The following is a 16537-nucleotide window of genomic DNA, read 5'->3' as shown; positions in this document are numbered from 1 at the left end:
GGCCGCCAAGGACAAGCACTCGGCCGTGGACGGCCGCATCGAGCGGCACGAGGGCTACCAGACCTGGCAGCCTCGGAGGCTGGCGGGACGCGCACCATGCGTGAAACAGGAGGGTTAGTGCGCCCAAAATGGGCGAGATGGCGTCAAAGCGGGCATTGGAGACGGCCGAAATCGCCGCGCAACTCCTTTTGAGCCGCCCCAAGCGTCGAAATCAGGGGATGCGGTGTGTTTGATTGGCACTTTTTCAACGGCTTGGTAACGCTTGACCCGAATTCGCTCGCGCACCTGATCGAGCAACTTGGGAGGATGGGCTGGAGGTGTGTCTGTAGTCTGCACAAGCGTCCCCTATCGATAACGAGTCACAAACAGAACAACGACTTGCCATGCAACTGGACGCGTTATACACCTTCTGGCCATTTCGATATACACCTGTTCAGGTGTCTATTTCACGTTAGGTATTTGTGGAGGTACTTATGGCAATTGATCACTTCGCGAGAGCAGAGAAGGCCTGGCCATTACTGGTTCAACGAGCTAAAAGCGGTGGGTCTCCATTTACCTACGGCGAACTGTGCTCTCTACTCGGGCTGCACCCCCGCGCAGCCGGTTGGTTCTTAGGTGTTATCCAAGAGTACTGCTATCGCCACAAACTCCCACCACTTCAGGCTTTGGTTGTAAACAAAAAAACTCGCCGTCCTGGCCATGGGTACAAGGGGTCATCAATAAATGCTCATATTTATGATCTCGAATTAGCTGAGGTGCGTAGTCACGAATGGCCGTTGAGAGCACCCAACCTCCGCACCTAACATGGCACTCAACCTCGCTGCCTTCGGTCGCTGGACGCTGCGCGATGAGGCCGCGCAGCGCCGGTGACTTCTGCGTTAGACAGCACGGATCACAGCGCATCGAATGGCTCGCCGCAAAAAATATGTTCCTGCAGCTCCCCCGGCTCCGCCGTCGGCACCTCCCAAGGAGCCCTGGTACAAGCGGACGTGGGTCATAATCGCTGCTGTCGGATCGGCCGCGTTCACGCTCGGGATGAATGGATCAATACTGCTTCAGAACATCCGCAAACTTCCAACTGAAGTCGAAATGACCTACGATCAGTTCGTGAGTTGGCTGAAGGGGGATGCGAAATGGGCGGGAGATTGGTCGACTTTTCCCGAAGGGATCGTCGACATGGCGGACATGCGCTTGAGCGAGGGCATCGACCTCAAGATCTCACTGCAAGCGAAGAACGGTGAGCTTAGCGGAATGATCGCCGCAGGAAAGGTCTGCTCAAACGCGCCCTTCGACTTCCTACTGCTTAGGGGAAGTGTCTCCGGAACCGAAGCCAACGTAGAAGTTTTTGACATTATTGGTGGACACCAGCGTGTTTTTGAACGCCTCAAACTGGTCAGAGACGGAAACGTCATCACCGTTCATCCCCTCGGAGGGGCGTCGTCCTGGTTTCCCCAAGGCGCAAGAATAGGCAAACATCTGGATGCCAATGAAGCATTCATGAATGACTTCTGCAAGGAAAATAAGCTGCCAAGGACGGGACAGTGATGTCTAACTGTTCGTTCGTGTGGGACGGCTTCGCCGCCCCACAACTTCAACGCTAGGCCTACTCACAATGGAGATGAACGAATGGACAAAAACAGACAGTGGTGGCAAACAGTGCCTTGGAATGAGCGGACCCGTGGCCAAAAAATCGCCATGATCGCTGGATGGTTTGTAATTATCAGCGTTTTAATTGTTGGAGTCATTGAACAACCTAAGGATGACGGCGATTCCCGGAAACAAATTGGCGAAGCCAAGACTACAGAGCCTATCCCGCAACCTCAAGTATCGGAGGGAACGAAATTAAATGTCCCGAGTGCCAAAAATGTGAAAGACTTTCTCGCTAGGCTGGACGAATCTGTAAAAGCAGCAGATTTGGCTCTTCAGCGAGGCGACCTCAAAAGCCTTCACGAGCAAAGCAAGCTCATGAACCAAATTGCAAAGGATGGTGAAAAATTCGGTAATTCTGTTTTTGAAGAACCTTATGGATATTGTTTCGGAGCGGGAGTATTCGCACAAACTTGGTGGTTGGCGCGGCTCAACGCAGCACGGCGTGGTGGGGTTGAAGCAATTCATGGAGAGATTGCTGACGCTTTGAAGCAATACCAGCAAAACCGTTCAGCATGCGAGGCGGCATTGGATGCCGGAGGAAATGGTGTCGATACTAAGAAACACACAGGCTCAAATTTAGCTAAGTAACGCATGGGGTCAAGTCTCGCAAACATGTATCTGGCTTAACTTGCTCAAGCAGGCAGGCGTATCGCCTGACGAGTTCGTCAAGGCGCTTCATGCCCTAACAGGCCGTTGAAAAATCCCCCGCCGGCACGCCCGATGGCTGCTACGATCTGAAGCCAATCCAGCACGCGGACGAAGAGGACGATGAGAGGCAGCCAAGACTTTCAGGGGACGATGTTCAGTGACATCAGTCTCGAAGAGCGAGTGCCAGCGGCTCACCCCGTGCGCAAGCTGGGCGCTGTGGTCGATGCGTTGCTGGCGACGATGGACCGCGAGTTCGTGGCGGTGTACGCCCGCCGGGGCCGGCCCTCGGTGCCGCCGGAGATGCTGCTCAAAGTGCCGCCCGCTCGCCGGTGACGAACCCACGAGAGCACCACGGATGCCGATGCTCGCCTGTTCAAGAAGAGCCCGGGCGACAAGGGCGACGACTGCAAGGCCTTCATCGAGGGCTGCCGAAGGCTCAAGGTCACGCCGCACGTCGCTGCCAAGGACAAGCACTCGGCCGTGGACGGCCGCATCAGGCGGCACGAGGGCTACCAGACCTGGCAGCATCGGTGGCTGGTGGGACGCGCATCATGCGTGAAACAGGAGGGTCAGTGCGCCCAAAAGGGGCGAGATGACCTCAAAACGGGCCTTGGAGACGGCCGAAATCGCCGCGTAACTCCTTCTGAAGCTGCCACAAGCGTCGAAATCAGGGGATGCGGCGTGTTTGATTGGAAGTTTTTCAACGGCCTGGTAGGGGCGGCGGCCGCCCCTTCTGTCCACCAACGCCCGCTCAGGTAGCGGGGGCGCCGTCGGGCCGGATGCGGAACCACAGCGCGTACAGCGCCGGCACGAACAGCAGCGTGATGGCCGTGCCCACGGCCACACCGCCGATCAGCACGTAGGCCAACGGCCCCCAGAAGCTGTCCTGCGTCAGCGGCACGAACGCCAGCACCGCCGCCAGCGCCGTCAGCACCACGGGCCGCGCCCGCTGCACGGCGGCTTCCACGACGCCCTCAAACGGCGCCATGCCCGCCTCGAAGTTGTCGGCCACCTGCTGCGTCAGGATCAGCGTGTTGCGCATCAAGATGCCGGCCAGGCCGGTCAGCCCCAGCAGCGCCACGAAGCCAAAGGGCTGCTGGAACACCAGCAGCGCCAGCACCGCGCCAATCAGCCCCAGCGGGGCGGTGGCCACCACCATGAAGGTGCCGGCGAAGGAGCGCATCTGCAGCATGATGAAAATCAGCATGAAGGCCACCATCACCGGCTGCAGCTTCTGAATCGAAGCGTTGGCCTTCTCCGACTGCTCCACCGAGCCGCCGATGGCCACCCGGTAGCCCGCAGGCAGCTCGGCGCGCAGCGGCTCGAGCGCCTTCCAGACGGCGGCGGTGACGTCGTTGGCCTGCGCGCCGCGCACCTCGGCCTGCACGGCCACGAAGGGTTCGCGGTTGTAGCGCTTGATCACCGGCTCCTCGTAGCGCACCTCCAGCCGGCCCAGTTGCGTGACCGGCACCTTGCGTCCGTCGCGGTTGAGCAGCTCCAGTGCCGACAGGGCGGCCACGTCCAGGCGCGTTCCCCCCTGCGTGCCGCGCGCCACCAGATCGACACTGCGGTTGTCGCGGCGCAGCTGTGTCACCGGTACGCCGTCGAGCAGGAACTGCAGTTGCTGCGCCACGTCCTGCGGGGTCAGTCCCATCAGGCGCAGGCGTTCCAGGTCGGCGTGCAGGTGCAGCACCGGTACGCGTTCGTCCCACTCCAGGTGCGCGTCCACCACATGGGGGTTGGCGGCCATGATGTCGCGCACCCGGTAGCCGATGGCGCGCACGGTATTCGGGTCGGGGCCGAAGACGCGGAACTGCACCGGCCAAGCCACCGGCGGGCCGTAGAGCAAACGTGCCACCCGCACGCGCGCCTCGGGGAACTCACCCTCGCGAATGTGGCGGTCGAGTGTGTCGATGATGGTGTCGCGCGCGCGCTCGTCGTGCGCCACCACGATCAGCTTGCCAAAGGCCGCGTCGGGCGGCTCGGGGCTGGCCGAAATGAAAAAGCGCGGCGCCCCCGCCCCCACGTAGGCCGACAGGGTTTTGACCTCCGGCATCGGGCTCAGAATAGCTTCCAGCCGTCGCACGGTCTGGTCGGTGACGGCCACCGAGGTGCCTTGCGGCAGATAAACGCTGACCAGCACCTCCGGCCGGTCGGAGCTGGGGAAAAACTGCTTTTGCACCACCGTCGCCATGCCGATGGCCGACAGTGCCAACAGGCCCACCGTACCCACCACCACCGTTTTGCGGTGGACCACGCACCACGCCACCAGTGCGCGCAGCCGCCGGTAATTGGGGGTTTGGTAGAGCGCGGCGTGGTCATGCTGCTGGCCGGCCGGCACGCTGCGCAGCAGCTTCACGCCCAAGTAGGGCGCAAACACCACCGCCACCAGCCACGACACGATGAGGCTGATGCCCAGCACCCAGAAGATGTTGCCCGCGTACTCCCCCACGCCCGAGCGGGCAAAGCCGATAGGCAGAAAGCCCGCCACCGTCACCAGCGTGCCAAACAGCATGGGCGCGGCGGTGACGTTCCAGGCGTGCGCGGCGGCGCGCACCCGGTCCCAGCCTTCCTCCATCTTCACCAGCATCATCTCAACGGCGATGATGGCGTCGTCCACCAGCAGTCCCAGCGAAATGATCAGTGCCCCCAGAGTGATGCGGTCGAGGTTGATGCCCATCAGCTTCATCACCAGGAAGCTGATGCCCAGCGTCACCGGCACCGCAATGCCGACGATGAGGCCCGCACGCAGGCCAATGGCCAGCATGCTCACGCCCATGACCACCGCCACCGCCACCAGAAACTTGATCTGGAACAGATCGACCGCCTTGCGGATGGCGTCGGCCTGGTTGGTCAGCTGCGTCAGCTCCATGCCCAGCGCCAGCTCGGCCTTTTCGCGTTGCAGGTAGGCCTCCAGCCGCTGGCCGAGCGCCAGGCCGTTTTCGCCTTTGTTCATCACCACGCCGATCAGCACGGCATCCTGACCGCGGGCGCGCACCAGGTAGCTGGGCGGCTCCTCATAGCCGTGGCGGAGGGTCGCGATGTCGCCCAGTCGCAGCACCTTGGTGCCGGCGCGGATCGGCACTTGCGCCAATGTGTCGGGGTCGGAGAGGTCGGCGTCGAGCCGCAGGTACAGGCGCGGCCCGTCGGTTTCCAACCGGCCGGCGGGCACCAGCCGGTTGCTGGCGTCGATGGCCTCGAAGATGGCTTGCGGACTCAGCCCCAGGTTGACCAGGCGCGCGCTGTCGAACTCGACATAGACGCGCTGCGTGCGCTCGCCAATCAGTACCGCCTTGTGCACGCCTTCGATGCGTTGCAACTGATCGCGCAGCCGCTCGGCTTCCTGCACCAGATCGCTCATCGGCAGGCCCGGCGCCGTCAGCGCCAACAAGCTGAAGTACACGTCGGCGAAATCGTCGTTGGCCAGCGGGCCGATGACGCCGCTGGGCATGTCGCGCTGCGCATCCCACATGCGCTTGCGCACTTGGTAGAACAGCTCGGGCACCTTGGCCTGCGGGGTGTAGTCGTGAAATTCCACCTGCAAGGTGGCCTGCCCGGGGCGGATGGTGGTTTCGATACGGTAGAGGTACTCGACCTCCTGGATTCGTTTTTCCAGCCGGTCCACCACCTGACGCTGCAGTTGTTCGGTCGTGGCACCGGGCCAGGCCACGTTGACTTGCATCACCCGCACGGTGAACGCGGGGTCTTCCGCGCGCCCCAGCGAGACGAACGCGTACAGACCGCCCAGCACCGACAAGATCAGCAAAAACAGCGTGACGGCGCGCTCGCGCACCGCGAGCGCCGACAGGTTCGGGAAGCTCATGGCGCCAGCTCCCGCACCTTCATGCCTTCGTGCAGCAGGTGCGTGCCGAGCGCGACGACCCGGTCGCTGGCTTGCAGGGCGCCGGCGACCGTGGCCATACGCTCATCCACCGCCACGATGCGAACCGGCACGGGCTGCGCCTGTTCGCCGTGCAGGCGCCACACGCGCGCGCCCTGCCCGCGCTCGTCGAGCGCTCCCAGCGGCACGCGCCACAGGGACTCGGCGGCAGCCGGCACGGCGGCTGCGGCCGCCGACGGCCGCAAGGGGAAACGGGTGGTAACGATGCTGCCCAGCGCCACGCTCTCGGGCAATGCGTCAACGCTGTAGCGCACGCGGCGCGTGCGCCCCACGGGCTCGACCATCGGCGCGGCTTCGCGCAGGCGCAGCGCGCGGGTCTGGCCGTCGGCCAGCACCGCCTCTCCCTGGGCCGGCGGCGTGACGCCGTCCGGCATATATACCTCGACTTCGCGTGTGCCATGCTGCGCCAGCACGGCCACGGGTTGACCGGCGGCCACCACTTGGCCGGGTTGCCCGGTGACATCGACCAGCACCCCGGCCGCCGGGGCGCGCAGCTCGGTGTAGCCGCGCGTGTTGCGTGCCTGACTCAAGCGCGCCTGCGCCGCGTCGCGCCGGCTCTGTGCCTCACGCAGCGTCAGCTCCGCGCGCTCCAAGGCTTGTGCGCTGACGAATTCGCGCGCGTGCAAGGTGCGCACCCGCGCCAGCTCCGCCTGAGCGGTGCGCCAAGCCGTCTCGGCGGCGGCGGCGTCGGCCTCGGCGGCGCGCACCGCCTGCTCGACATCGGCGGGGTCGAGCTTGAACAGCAGTGCGCCGGCGGCCACGTTTTGGCCGGCGTCGGCCCAGCGCGCGCTGATGCGCCCGCCGACCTGGAAAGCCAGGGGCGCCTCGATACGCGCCCGCACTGTGCCCGACAGCCCCAGCACCGACGGGCCGACGGGCTGCACCGCGGCCGCGCGCACCAGACGCACGGCGTCGGCTGAGGCCTCGCTGGCCGGCGCCGTACGTTGACAGGCGCTCAAGGTCAGGATGCTGGCCAGCCCAAGGGCCAAACTCAGGTGGGATCGATAGCGGGAGTGTGCAGAACGTGGCATAGTGCAGACGATGCCCAATCACAATAACTGAACGGCATCGTACAGGAAATGGAGCCTTCTTGCAGTCCTACGCCGTCGCGTGAGCGTCTGCGGCGCGCGCCCGGACGGCCGGTTGACCCGGGCAAAGACCGGGTCATATTGGCAGCCGCGCGCGCGCTCATCCGCGCGGGTGGCCCGGCCGCCGTGACCATGGAGCGCGTGGCGCAGCACGCCGGTGTCTCCAAGGTCACCCTGTATCGGCGTTACGCCAACCGCACCGCCTTGCTCGAAGCGGTGGTGCGGCAACGGGCGCAGCGTTTGTGCCGGGCCTTGCGCGCGCCACCGGTGTCGGATGCCGACGTGCGCGCGCGCTTGTATGCGTTCGTCGAGGCGCTGCTGGCGTTTTTGTGTGGTAGCGAACACCGCCAGTTTTTGCGCGCTCTGAGCGGTGTGCCGCAGTCGCCGGCCGACGTGCAGCGGATCTGGCAATTGGGGCCGGCGACCGCCCATGCCGCCCTGGCAGCGTTTTTGCGCGCCGCGCATGCGCAGCAACAACTGCATTGCCCCGATGCCGATGCGGCGGCCGAGCAGCTGCTGGGGCTGGCCATGGGGTTGGATTTGGTGCGTTCGCTCTACCGGGTACCGCTGGCACGGCAACGGCGCGTACACCGCCGAGCCCATGCCCAGCAGGTGGTCGATGGGTTTTTGCGGGCGTACGCTGGCGGCTTCACGGCCGCCGCTGTCGCAAGCCCGGGGCCTTCGGCGCCAGCGGGCTGATTCGGAGGGGTTATCGGGGCGAGGATGGGGCGCTGAGGGCGGCGCGCACGGCCTCCTCGTCCAGGCCCTCGATTTCCACGCACTTGAGGCGGCTGGTGTGCCCGTGCACGATGCGTACCCGTGAGCGCGGCACGCCGCAGCGCTGGGCGATGAACGTCACCAGCGCGTCGTTGGCTGCACCGTCCACGGGCGGGGCGTGCAGTTGGATTTTCGGTTTGCCGTCGTGCAGGCCCGCCACACGCGTGATGCGCGCGCCCGGTTGGCAATACAGGACAATCGAGGCCATAGACGAGCGTGCATTGTCGCACGCGTGTTTCACCGTGTGCGACCGCGGGGCAACGCGCCGGTCTGCACGGCGCACCGTTGCGCATCTGGCGCGGGGTGGGCAGGCACAGGATGTTTTCGGCAGAGAAGGACGGATGGAAGGTTGGCTTTTGGCACTGGCGTTGGGCGCCGGCGTGCAGTGGGCGCGGCGGCGCGAGCAACAGGCGCGCATCGAGCGCTTGGGCCGCCATTTGCAGGGCAATCCGCTGGAGCGCTTGATGGCGCACGTGCTCGATGGCTATCTGCGCGCCTTGGACGAAGGGGATACCCAGCGACGCCAAACGCTGTGGGCCGCGCTGGAGGCCACCGAGCGGGAGCTGGCCGCGGCGGCGCGGCGACTGGCGGTGTCGTTTGCCGATGTGTGGCCCGATGACGCATTGGTCAGTACCCTGCCCGTGGCGCTGCCGTATGCGCACAAGCTGTTTCCGCGCGCCACGTTCGATATGCGGCGCGCGCTGCAGCTGCATGCCGACGGCATCGCCGCGGTGGTGGATAACGCGTCCGGGCGTTCGCGTCGCGATCGGGCGTATACGCTGACGGCGGAAGCACTGCTGCTGCAGCACACCTGTCACTGGTATTGCCGCTCCCGTGCCGTGGCGTCGGCTCGGCTGTTGGCGCGCCACCGCACCTCCTATGCCCAGGTGCTGGACGCGGTATCGCCGCAGACACGTTCTGCTTACCTCGCCCTGTTGGGGCGCTGAGGCGAGCGAGTCACCCGGCGGCCCGTTGCCTGCGCACTGTCTGGGCCGCCCATGTGCTGATGTGCCACTCCGCCGTGAGACGGGCGCACTCGGCGACGGGACTGAAAAACACAAAGCCCGCACGCGGGCGGGCCGTAGGGCAGCATGGTTTGGTGCCGCAAAGAGGATTCGAACCTCCGACCTACTGATTACGAATCAGTTGCTCTACCAGCTGAGCTATTGCGGCCCGCCGCGCAGTGGCTCAAAACGACGATGCGCGACATCAAAGGCTGCGCATTATAGCGCGCTCGGCGCGGTTGGCGCCGCCTCGGTGTGGTAGCGCGTGACGCGCTCGACTTCGTTTTTCGAGCCGAGGATCACGGCCACGCGCTCGTGCAGATGGCGCGGCTGGATGTCGAGAATGCGCTGCACGCCGTTGGTGGCCGCGCCGCCGGCTTGTTCGATGATCCAGGCCATCGGGTTGGCCTCGTACATCAGGCGCAGTTTGCCGGGCTTGTCGGGTTCGCGCTTGTCCCACGGGTACAGAAAGATGCCGCCGCGTGAGAGGATGCGGTGCACGTCCGCCACCATCGAGGCGATCCAGCGCATGTTGAAATCCTTGCCGCGCGGGCCCTCCTTGCCCGCCAGACACTCGTCGATGTAGCGGCGCACCGGCGCGGCCCAGTGGCGCATATTGCTCATGTTGATGGCGAACTCGCGGGTGTCCTCGGGGATGCGCACGCGGTCTTGGGTCAGCACCCAGGCGCCTTGCTCGCGGTCCAGCGTGAATATGGCCACCCCGTTGCCGACGGTCAGCACCAGGGTGGTTTGCGGGCCGTAGAGGCAGTAGCCAGCGGCCACTTGTTGGCGGCCGGGCTGCAAAAAGTCGGCCTCGCACACCGGGTCGATGACACTCGGGTCTTCGCGCTGCTTCTTCAGCACGGAAAAGATGGTGCCGATGCTGACGTTGCAGTCGATATTGCTGGAGCCGTCGAGCGGGTCGAACAGCAGCAGGTATTCGCCCGCCGGATAGCGGTTGGGGATGGGGTGGATGCCGTCCATTTCCTCGGACGCCATCGCCGCCAGGTGCCCGCCCCATTCGTTGGCTTCGATGAGCACCTCGTTGGCGATGATGTCGAGCTTCTTTTGCACCTCGCCTTGGACGTTTTCGGTGCCGACGCTGCCCAGGACGCCGCCCAGCGCGCCTTTGCCGACGCTGATGGCAATACGCTTGCAGGCGCGGGCGACGACCTCCAGCAGCAGGCGCAGTGGCGGCGGGATGCTGCCGTGCACGCGTTGCTGCTCGATCAGGTAGCGGCTGAGGGACACGGAAGACATGGGGGCTCTCCAAGCAGTGGGCGTCAGTCGGCCAGGGCGCGCGAGACGACCTCGCGCACATCGGTGCTCAACGGCTCGTGCGCCGCTACCACTCGTAGTGCCGCGTGGGCCTGCGACCGGTAGGGTTCGGCCAGCTTCTTCCAGCGATCGAGCGCACGCGCCAGGCGCGCAGCCACCTGCGGATTGAAGGCGTCGATTTCCAGCACGCGGTCGCGCCAGAAGGCGTAACCGGCGCCGTCGGCGCGGTGAAAGGCGGCTGGGTTGGCATGGCAGTAGGTGCCGATGAGGCTGCGCGCCCGGTTGGGGTTGCGCAGGTGAAAGTCGGGGTGTTGCAGCAGGGCCTGCACGCGCGGCAAGATGTCGCCGCCGCGGTCGGGGGCACCGGCTTGCAGGGCAAACCATTTGTCCAGCACCAGTTCTTCGTGGCGGAAGCGTTCGTGGAACAGCGCCAGCGCCCGTTCGGCCAGTTCATGCCCGGCGCTGACCAGGGCGCTGAGGGCCTGGTAGCGGTCGGTCATGTTGGTGGCATCCTTGAAGCGCTGGTAGGTTTTGCCGGGCCATACCGGGTTGCCGCTGTCGCGCGCCGCCAGGCACAGCATGTGCAGCGCCATGCCGGTCAGCGCGCGGCGCCCGGCGGCAGCGGCGTCGGGGCGGTAGCCGCCGCTGTCCTGGTGCGCTTCATAAGCCCAGATCCAGTCCTCGTGCAGGGCGTGGGCCAGCTGGGTGCGCATCGCTTCGCGTACGGCGTGGATACGTTGCGGATCGACCTCGTCGAGCTGCTCGGCGATATAGGTGTGGGCCGGCAAGGTCAGCGCCAATTCCTTGAAGGCGGCGTCCAGTGTGGGGTGGCGCAACACCGCGCGCAGCGCCTGCAGCGTGGCGGCATCCAAAGGCGCGTGCACGGGGCCCTCAGCGCGCACGGCCGCCAGCGCACGGCGCAGCAGCAGCTGCTGACCCGCCTCCCAGCGGTTGAAGGGGTCGGTGTCGTGCGCCAGCAGCACCAGCAGTTCGTCGTCGCTGAGCGGGTGTTCCAGGATGACCGGGGCGCTGAAGCCACGCAGCAGCGAGGCGATCGGGGGGCTGTCCACGTCGGGGAACACCACTTCGGTGTGCGGCTCGTGCAGCACGATCAGGCGTTCGCTGCCCGGCAGCAGGCGTCCTTCATGGTCGAACAGCGCCGCCGCCACCGGGATGACGAAGGGCTCTTTGTGCGGTTGTCCCGGCGTTGGGGGGCAGCTCTGGTGCAGCGACAGCGTGTAGGTGCGGGTCGCGGGGTCGTGCTGGCCACTGATCTGCACGCGCGGCGTGCCGGCCTGGGCATACCAGCGCATGAACTGCGGCTGCAGGCGCGCCAGCGGGCTGTCGGGGTTGGCGTCGGCGATGGCCTGGACCAGGTCGTCGCAGGTGACGGCCTGGCCGTCGTGGCGCTCGAAATACAGCTTCAGCCCCCGGGTGAAACCCTCGCGCCCGACCAGCGTCTGCATCATGCGCACGACTTCGGCGCCCTTCTCATACACCGTGACGGTGTAGAAATTGTTGATTTCGGCGTATTGGTCCGGACGCACCGGGTGCGCCATCGGGCCGGCGTCCTCGGGGAACTGGGCGGTGCGCAGCACGCGCACGTCTTCGATGCGCTTGACGGCGCGCGCCGACGGGCTGCCGGCCATGTCCATGCTGAATTCCTGGTCACGAAAGACCGTCAGCCCTTCTTTGAGGCTGAGCTGGAACCAGTCGCGGCAGGTGACGCGGTTGCCCGTCCAGTTGTGGAAATATTCATGCGCGACCACCGACTCGACGTTGGCGAAATCGGTGTCGGTGGCGGTGGCGGGGTGGGCCAGGATGTACTTGGTGTTGAAGATGTTGAGGCCCTTGTTTTCCATCGCGCCCATGTTGAAGTCGCTGGTGGCGACGATCATGAAGCGCTCCAGATCGAGCGGCAGGCCAAAACGCGTCTCATCCCATGCGATGGCGGCCATGAGCGAGTGCATGGCGTGCTCGGTCTTGTCCAAGTCAGCCGCTCGCACATAGATTTGCAGCAAGTGGTCGGTGCCGCTGCGGCTGCGGATGGGTTGGCTGCGACAGACGAGGTTGCCCGCTACCAGCGCGAACAGGTAGCATGGTTTGCGGTGCGGATCGACCCAGCGCGCGTAGTGGCGTCCGCCTTCCAGGTCGCCGGCCTCCACCAGGTTGCCGTTGGACAGCAGCACGGGGTAGCGCGCCTTGTCGGCGCGCAGCGTCACGCTGTAGGTGGCCATGACGTCGGGCCGGTCCAGGAAGTAGGTGATGCGCCGAAAGCCCTCGGCCTCGCACTGGGTGTAGAAGGTGCCCTGGCTGACGTACAGCCCCATCAGCTGGGTGTTTTTCTCGGGCGCGCAGGTGGTGAAGATCTCCAGCTCGAAGGGCTCGTCGCCTTCGGGCAGGTTCTCCAGCACCAGCTGCGCGCCGTCGATGCGAAAGCTGGTGCCGGCGCCGTTGACGAGCACGCGCGCCAGCGTCAGGTCTTCGCCGTCCAAGCGCAGCGGCTGCCGCGGCTGATCGGGGTTGCGGCGCACGCGCATGCGGTTGAGCACGCGCGTCTTGGCGGGGTCGAGGTCGAAGGTCAGATCGACGGTGTCGATCCAGTAGGCCGGCGGGCAATAGTCCTCGCGGCGGATGAGGCGGGCAGCGCCGTCACGCAGTGCGGTCATTGTCTGGGTTCCGTGGAGGGTGGGCGGGGCCGTCAGATACCCTGCTTGAGGGCGGCTTCGATGAACGCATCCAGGTCGCCGTCGAGCACCTTCTGGGTATTGGAGACTTCGACGTTGGTGCGCAAGTCTTTGATGCGGCTTTGGTCGAGCACATAGCTGCGAATTTGGTGTCCCCAGCCGACATCGGTTTTCGATTCTTCGAGCTTTTGCTGGCTCTCCAGGCGCTTGCGCATCTCCAGTTCATAGAGTTTGGAGCGCAGGCGCTGCCACGCCAGGTCGCGGTTGGAGTGCTGGCTGCGGCTGTCTTGCGCAGTGACGACGATGCCGGTGGGCAGGTGAGTCAGACGCACCGCCGAGTCGGTTTTGTTGATGTGTTGCCCGCCCGCGCCGCTGGCCCGGTAGGTATCCACGCGCACGTCGGCCGGATTGATCTCGACCTCGATGTTGTCGTCGATCTCCGGGTAGACGAACACCGAAGCGAACGAAGTGTGGCGTCCGCCGGAGGAGTCGAAGGGGGACTTGCGCACCAACCGGTGTACGCCGGTTTCGGTGCGCAACAGGCCGAAGGCATAGTCGCCTTCGACGTGGATGGTGGCGCTCTTGATGCCGGCGGTGTCGCCGGGCTGCTCGTCTTCCACCGTGGCCTTGAAGCCCTTGCGTTCGGCGTAGCGCAGGTACTGGCGCAGCAGCATCTGCGCCCAGTCGCAGGCTTCGGTGCCACCGGCGCCGGCCTGAATGTCGATGAAGCAGTTGTTCGGGTCGGCGGGGTTGCTGAACATGCGACGAAACTCCAGCCGCTCGACTTCCGGCGCGATGCGCTCGACATCGGCCTCGATGGTCAGCAAACCGGCCTCATCGCCTTCTTCGCGCGACATGGCAAAGAGCTCGGTGTTGTCGGTCAGCTCTTGTGCCAGTCGGTCCAGCACCAGCACCACGTCTTCCAGCGATTTTTTTTCCTTGGCCAGATCCTGCGCGCGCTTGGGATCGTTCCATACATTGGGATCTTCCAGCGCGGCGTTGACTTCCGACAGCTTCAGGGCTTTGGCGTCGTAGTCAAAGAAACCTCCGTAGGTCGGCGACGCGCTGCGTCAGGTCTTGCAGGCGGTTGGACAGGGCGTTGATACGTTCGGCTTCCATGGGCATGACCCTTGTTCGATGAAGAATCGTTGTATTCGGACAAACATGCAATTTTCTCACGCCCCGTGGCTTTGGTGTGGTTGTCCACCCAAGGCCGCTGAGGCTGCGATGGGCAGTGTACGGTGGCGTGCGGTGGCAGAGCGCAGCAGGACAGGACGGGAAAGGACAGGGCGCGACGGGGCAGCACAGGGCAGGGCGGAGGGCGCCCCACCACGGCATAAGCCATGGGCGGCCTACGTCCCGTCACGCCGCCCCAGTTGGGCCAGCAGCATGCCGGCGACGATGAGGGCCGCACCGCCCCAGCCGCGCCAGCCGATTATTTCGCCCAGCACCCACCAGCCACCGATGGCGGCAAACACCCCTTCACTACTGTAGATGATGGCAGCGTGCGAGGCACGCGCGCTGCGCTGCGCCACCACCTGCAGCGTGTAGGCGATGCCTATCGACAGCAGGCCGCCCCAGGCGATGGCACCGGCGGCCTCCCACAGCGCCTGGGCGGTGATGGGCTCGTCTCGCCAGACGGCGGCGACCCACGACAGTGCCCCCGCGACCAGGTACTGCAGGATGGACAGGCGGATGGCGTCGTGTCGGCGCGCCCAGTGGCCCACCAGCAGCACGTGCACCGCCCACACCGCAGCGGAGCCGAGCTGCAGCCAGTCACCGGGGGCAATGGTGGCGTCGGGCGGCACGCTCAGGAAGTACAGGCCCGCCGTGGCCAGGGCCACCGCGGCCCACACCGCCCAGCCCACGGGCTGCCCCAGCACGCGCATCAGCACCGGCACCAGCACCACGTACAGCCCGGTGATGAAGCCGGCGTTGGACACCGTGGTGCCCAGCAGCCCCACCTGCTGCAGGTTGATGGCGACGAACAGCACCACCCCCAGCAGGGCACCGTCGCGCCACAGGCCCACACTGTCCAGCCGCGGCACGGCCGCAAACGGTCCGCTACGCCACCACCACAGGGGCGCGATCAGGGCCACGCCCAGCATCATGCGCGCCGCGGTGTACGTGAATGGCCCGACGCTGTTCATGCCCAGTTGCTGGGCCACGAAGGTCGAGCCCCAAATCGCTGCAACCCCGACCATCAGCAGGTCGGTGCGCCAGGTGTGCGTGGCCACGTCAGCCTCCCGTGGCACCGCTGCTGGCGGCGGGCAAGGGGTCGGGCGCGTCCAGATGGGCTTCGATCAGCGCGGCGACCTGTTGCGGCTGGTCGTGGTGCAGCATGTGGCCGGCGTCGTCCACGCGCGCGGTGCGGCAGTGGGGCACCACCTGCAGGCGGCGGAAAAACTCTTCCAGCGAATGCTCACCGTTGCGAAACCACTGCGCCAGACTGTCGTCGCTGGCCACCACCGCCAGCACCGGCGCCGCGATGGCGGCGTGCACCGCCAGCACCTCGTCGAGCCGGTAGAGCTGGCTGCTGCGTACTTTGTGGGCCACGTCGCCGCGGATCACCCACGGGCCGTCGGGCTGCGCGGGATCGGCCGGGCGCCCCCAGTGCTGGGCCAACCAGCGGGCGCGCTCGCGTGTCAAGCGCCGGTTGGTTTTCATCAGGCGCTGCGCCACGCCGTCGAGGCCGATGTAGGTTTTCAAGGCCAGTGTTCCCTCGCGCAGGGCGCGCAGCTCGTCGAGCCAGGCCGCATAACGGCGCGGCGCCTGGCTGGGGTGCGACGCTGGCAGGCCAAAGCCTTCCAGATTGACCAGCCGGCGCACGCGCTGCGGGCGCACGCCCGCGTACAACATGGCCACATTGCCGCCCATACTGTGCCCCACCACGTCCACCGGCGCATCGGGCGCGCGCCCCAAGCGATGGTTGATGCGCTCGATGAGCGCGTCGAGATCGGCCAAGTAGTCAGCGAACAGGTAATGGTCGCCGTTGCCATAGGGTGGCGGGTCGGTGGGGGGTGGCAGGTGCGCCGCGCACGTGCGCCCAAAGCCCCGCCAGTCGGGCGCGATGCAGTGGCGTGCCTGCGCGAATGCATCCACCACGAACTGCCACGAGGCGCCCACGTCCATCCAGCCGTGCAGCAGCCACAGCGGCGGGCGGTGCGGCGTCGGCTCGCCCCATTCCCACAGGTGATAGCGTTGGCCGCGCAGCGTCTCGTAGGTGCTGCGCGCGGTGTGTCGAACTTGGTACATTTGCGCCATTATTCAGGAGACAACGGGGGTGCCGACGATGCCGAGTCCCGTCCACGACACAGCTGCCGAGCGCGACGATTACACTGCCTTGTACGCAACGTTTCGCTGGCACGTGCCGGCGCTGTAGAAGCAAGATAGTAATGTCCGCTTCCGGCAAAGTAGAAATGTCCGCTTGTTGGTCTGGAAGCGGAGGGCTGGGTGGACAAGCGCATCGAGATGAGCGAGCGGGAGATCGAGCGGCTCAAGGTG

At 65.7% G+C, this 16537-nt stretch carries 12 protein-coding genes, 1 tRNA gene and 1 pseudogene; 5 read left to right on the top strand and 9 right to left on the bottom strand.

Going from position 1 to position 16537, the window contains the following annotated elements:
- Positions 1–1089: 1089 nt before the first annotated feature.
- The 3 genes and pseudogenes from Tchar_RS00855 to Tchar_RS00845 form a co-directional block, all read left to right on the top strand.
- Positions 1090–1545 (top strand): hypothetical protein, encoded by a 456-nt coding sequence (locus tag Tchar_RS00855; protein WP_161595424.1) that lies wholly within the window; start codon positions 1090–1092, stop codon positions 1543–1545.
- An 81-nt stretch (positions 1546–1626) separates the two neighbouring features.
- On the top strand, positions 1627–2238 hold the full coding sequence (locus Tchar_RS00850; RefSeq protein ID WP_144327212.1) for a hypothetical protein: 612 nt from the start codon (positions 1627–1629) through the stop codon (positions 2236–2238).
- Positions 2239–2418: 180 nt separating this feature from the next.
- Positions 2419–2817: pseudogene (locus Tchar_RS00845) on the top strand (hypothetical protein); the annotation flags it as partial.
- Between the two features lie 232 nt (positions 2818–3049).
- Here Tchar_RS00845 and Tchar_RS00840 read toward each other — a convergent pair.
- Together Tchar_RS00840 and Tchar_RS00835 are read right to left on the bottom strand one after the other, a co-directional pair.
- Positions 3050–6121 (bottom strand): efflux RND transporter permease subunit, encoded by a 3072-nt coding sequence (locus Tchar_RS00840; RefSeq protein WP_144327211.1) that lies wholly within the window; start codon positions 6119–6121, stop codon positions 3050–3052.
- Complete coding sequence (locus Tchar_RS00835; RefSeq protein WP_201739265.1) at positions 6118–7158, bottom strand: efflux RND transporter periplasmic adaptor subunit; 1041 nt, start codon at positions 7156–7158, stop codon at positions 6118–6120. Before Tchar_RS00835 ends, Tchar_RS00840 begins: the two co-directional genes overlap by 4 nt.
- A gap of 210 nt (positions 7159–7368) precedes the next feature.
- Between Tchar_RS00835 and Tchar_RS00830 the strand changes: the two genes are divergently transcribed.
- Complete coding sequence (locus Tchar_RS00830) at positions 7369–7986, top strand: TetR/AcrR family transcriptional regulator (protein WP_236640076.1); 618 nt, start codon at positions 7369–7371, stop codon at positions 7984–7986.
- A 10-nt stretch (positions 7987–7996) separates the two neighbouring features.
- Here Tchar_RS00830 and Tchar_RS00825 read toward each other — a convergent pair whose 3' ends face one another.
- Entirely contained in the window at positions 7997–8272 is a 276-nt protein-coding gene (locus Tchar_RS00825; protein ID WP_144327208.1) for a DUF167 domain-containing protein, read from the bottom strand.
- A gap of 133 nt (positions 8273–8405) precedes the next feature.
- Between Tchar_RS00825 and Tchar_RS00820 the strand changes: the two genes are divergently transcribed.
- Positions 8406–9011: a hypothetical protein gene (locus tag Tchar_RS00820; protein WP_144327207.1), complete on the top strand. Its 606-nt coding sequence runs from the start codon at positions 8406–8408 to the stop codon at positions 9009–9011.
- A 150-nt stretch (positions 9012–9161) separates the two neighbouring features.
- Here Tchar_RS00820 and Tchar_RS00815 read toward each other — a convergent pair.
- From Tchar_RS00815 to Tchar_RS00790, 6 genes are all read right to left on the bottom strand, one after another.
- Positions 9162–9237, bottom strand: a tRNA-Thr gene (locus Tchar_RS00815).
- Between the two features lie 50 nt (positions 9238–9287).
- Positions 9288–10328 (bottom strand): class 1 fructose-bisphosphatase, encoded by a 1041-nt coding sequence (locus Tchar_RS00810; RefSeq protein ID WP_144327206.1) that lies wholly within the window; start codon positions 10326–10328, stop codon positions 9288–9290.
- Between the two features lie 23 nt (positions 10329–10351).
- Positions 10352–13015 carry an aminopeptidase N gene (gene pepN / locus Tchar_RS00805; RefSeq protein WP_236640075.1) on the bottom strand — a complete coding sequence of 888 codons (2664 nt, stop codon included), beginning with the start codon at positions 13013–13015 and terminating at the stop codon, positions 10352–10354.
- A 32-nt stretch (positions 13016–13047) separates the two neighbouring features.
- Positions 13048–14152 (bottom strand): peptide chain release factor 2 gene (prfB, locus tag Tchar_RS00800; protein ID WP_144327205.1). Its coding sequence is split into 2 segments (ribosomal slippage): positions 13048–14070 and positions 14072–14152, totalling 1104 coding nucleotides; the frame shifts between segments, so codons are not numbered across the junction.
- A gap of 233 nt (positions 14153–14385) precedes the next feature.
- The gene (locus Tchar_RS00795) at positions 14386–15270 is read right to left on the bottom strand and encodes a DMT family transporter (protein WP_201739263.1); all 885 of its coding nucleotides are present in this window, start codon (positions 15268–15270) and stop codon (positions 14386–14388) included.
- A gap of 1 nt (position 15271) precedes the next feature.
- The gene (locus tag Tchar_RS00790) at positions 15272–16288 is read right to left on the bottom strand and encodes an alpha/beta fold hydrolase (protein WP_144327204.1); all 1017 of its coding nucleotides are present in this window, start codon (positions 16286–16288) and stop codon (positions 15272–15274) included.
- Positions 16289–16537: the final 249 nt, after the last annotated feature.

The organism is Tepidimonas charontis (genome assembly GCF_007556685.1).
In the GTDB taxonomy this organism is placed as follows: Bacteria; Pseudomonadota; Gammaproteobacteria; order Burkholderiales; family Burkholderiaceae_C; genus Tepidimonas; species Tepidimonas charontis.
The sequence above is the reverse complement of the archived record's forward strand: the minus strand, read 5'-3'. Positions and strand labels throughout refer to the sequence as shown.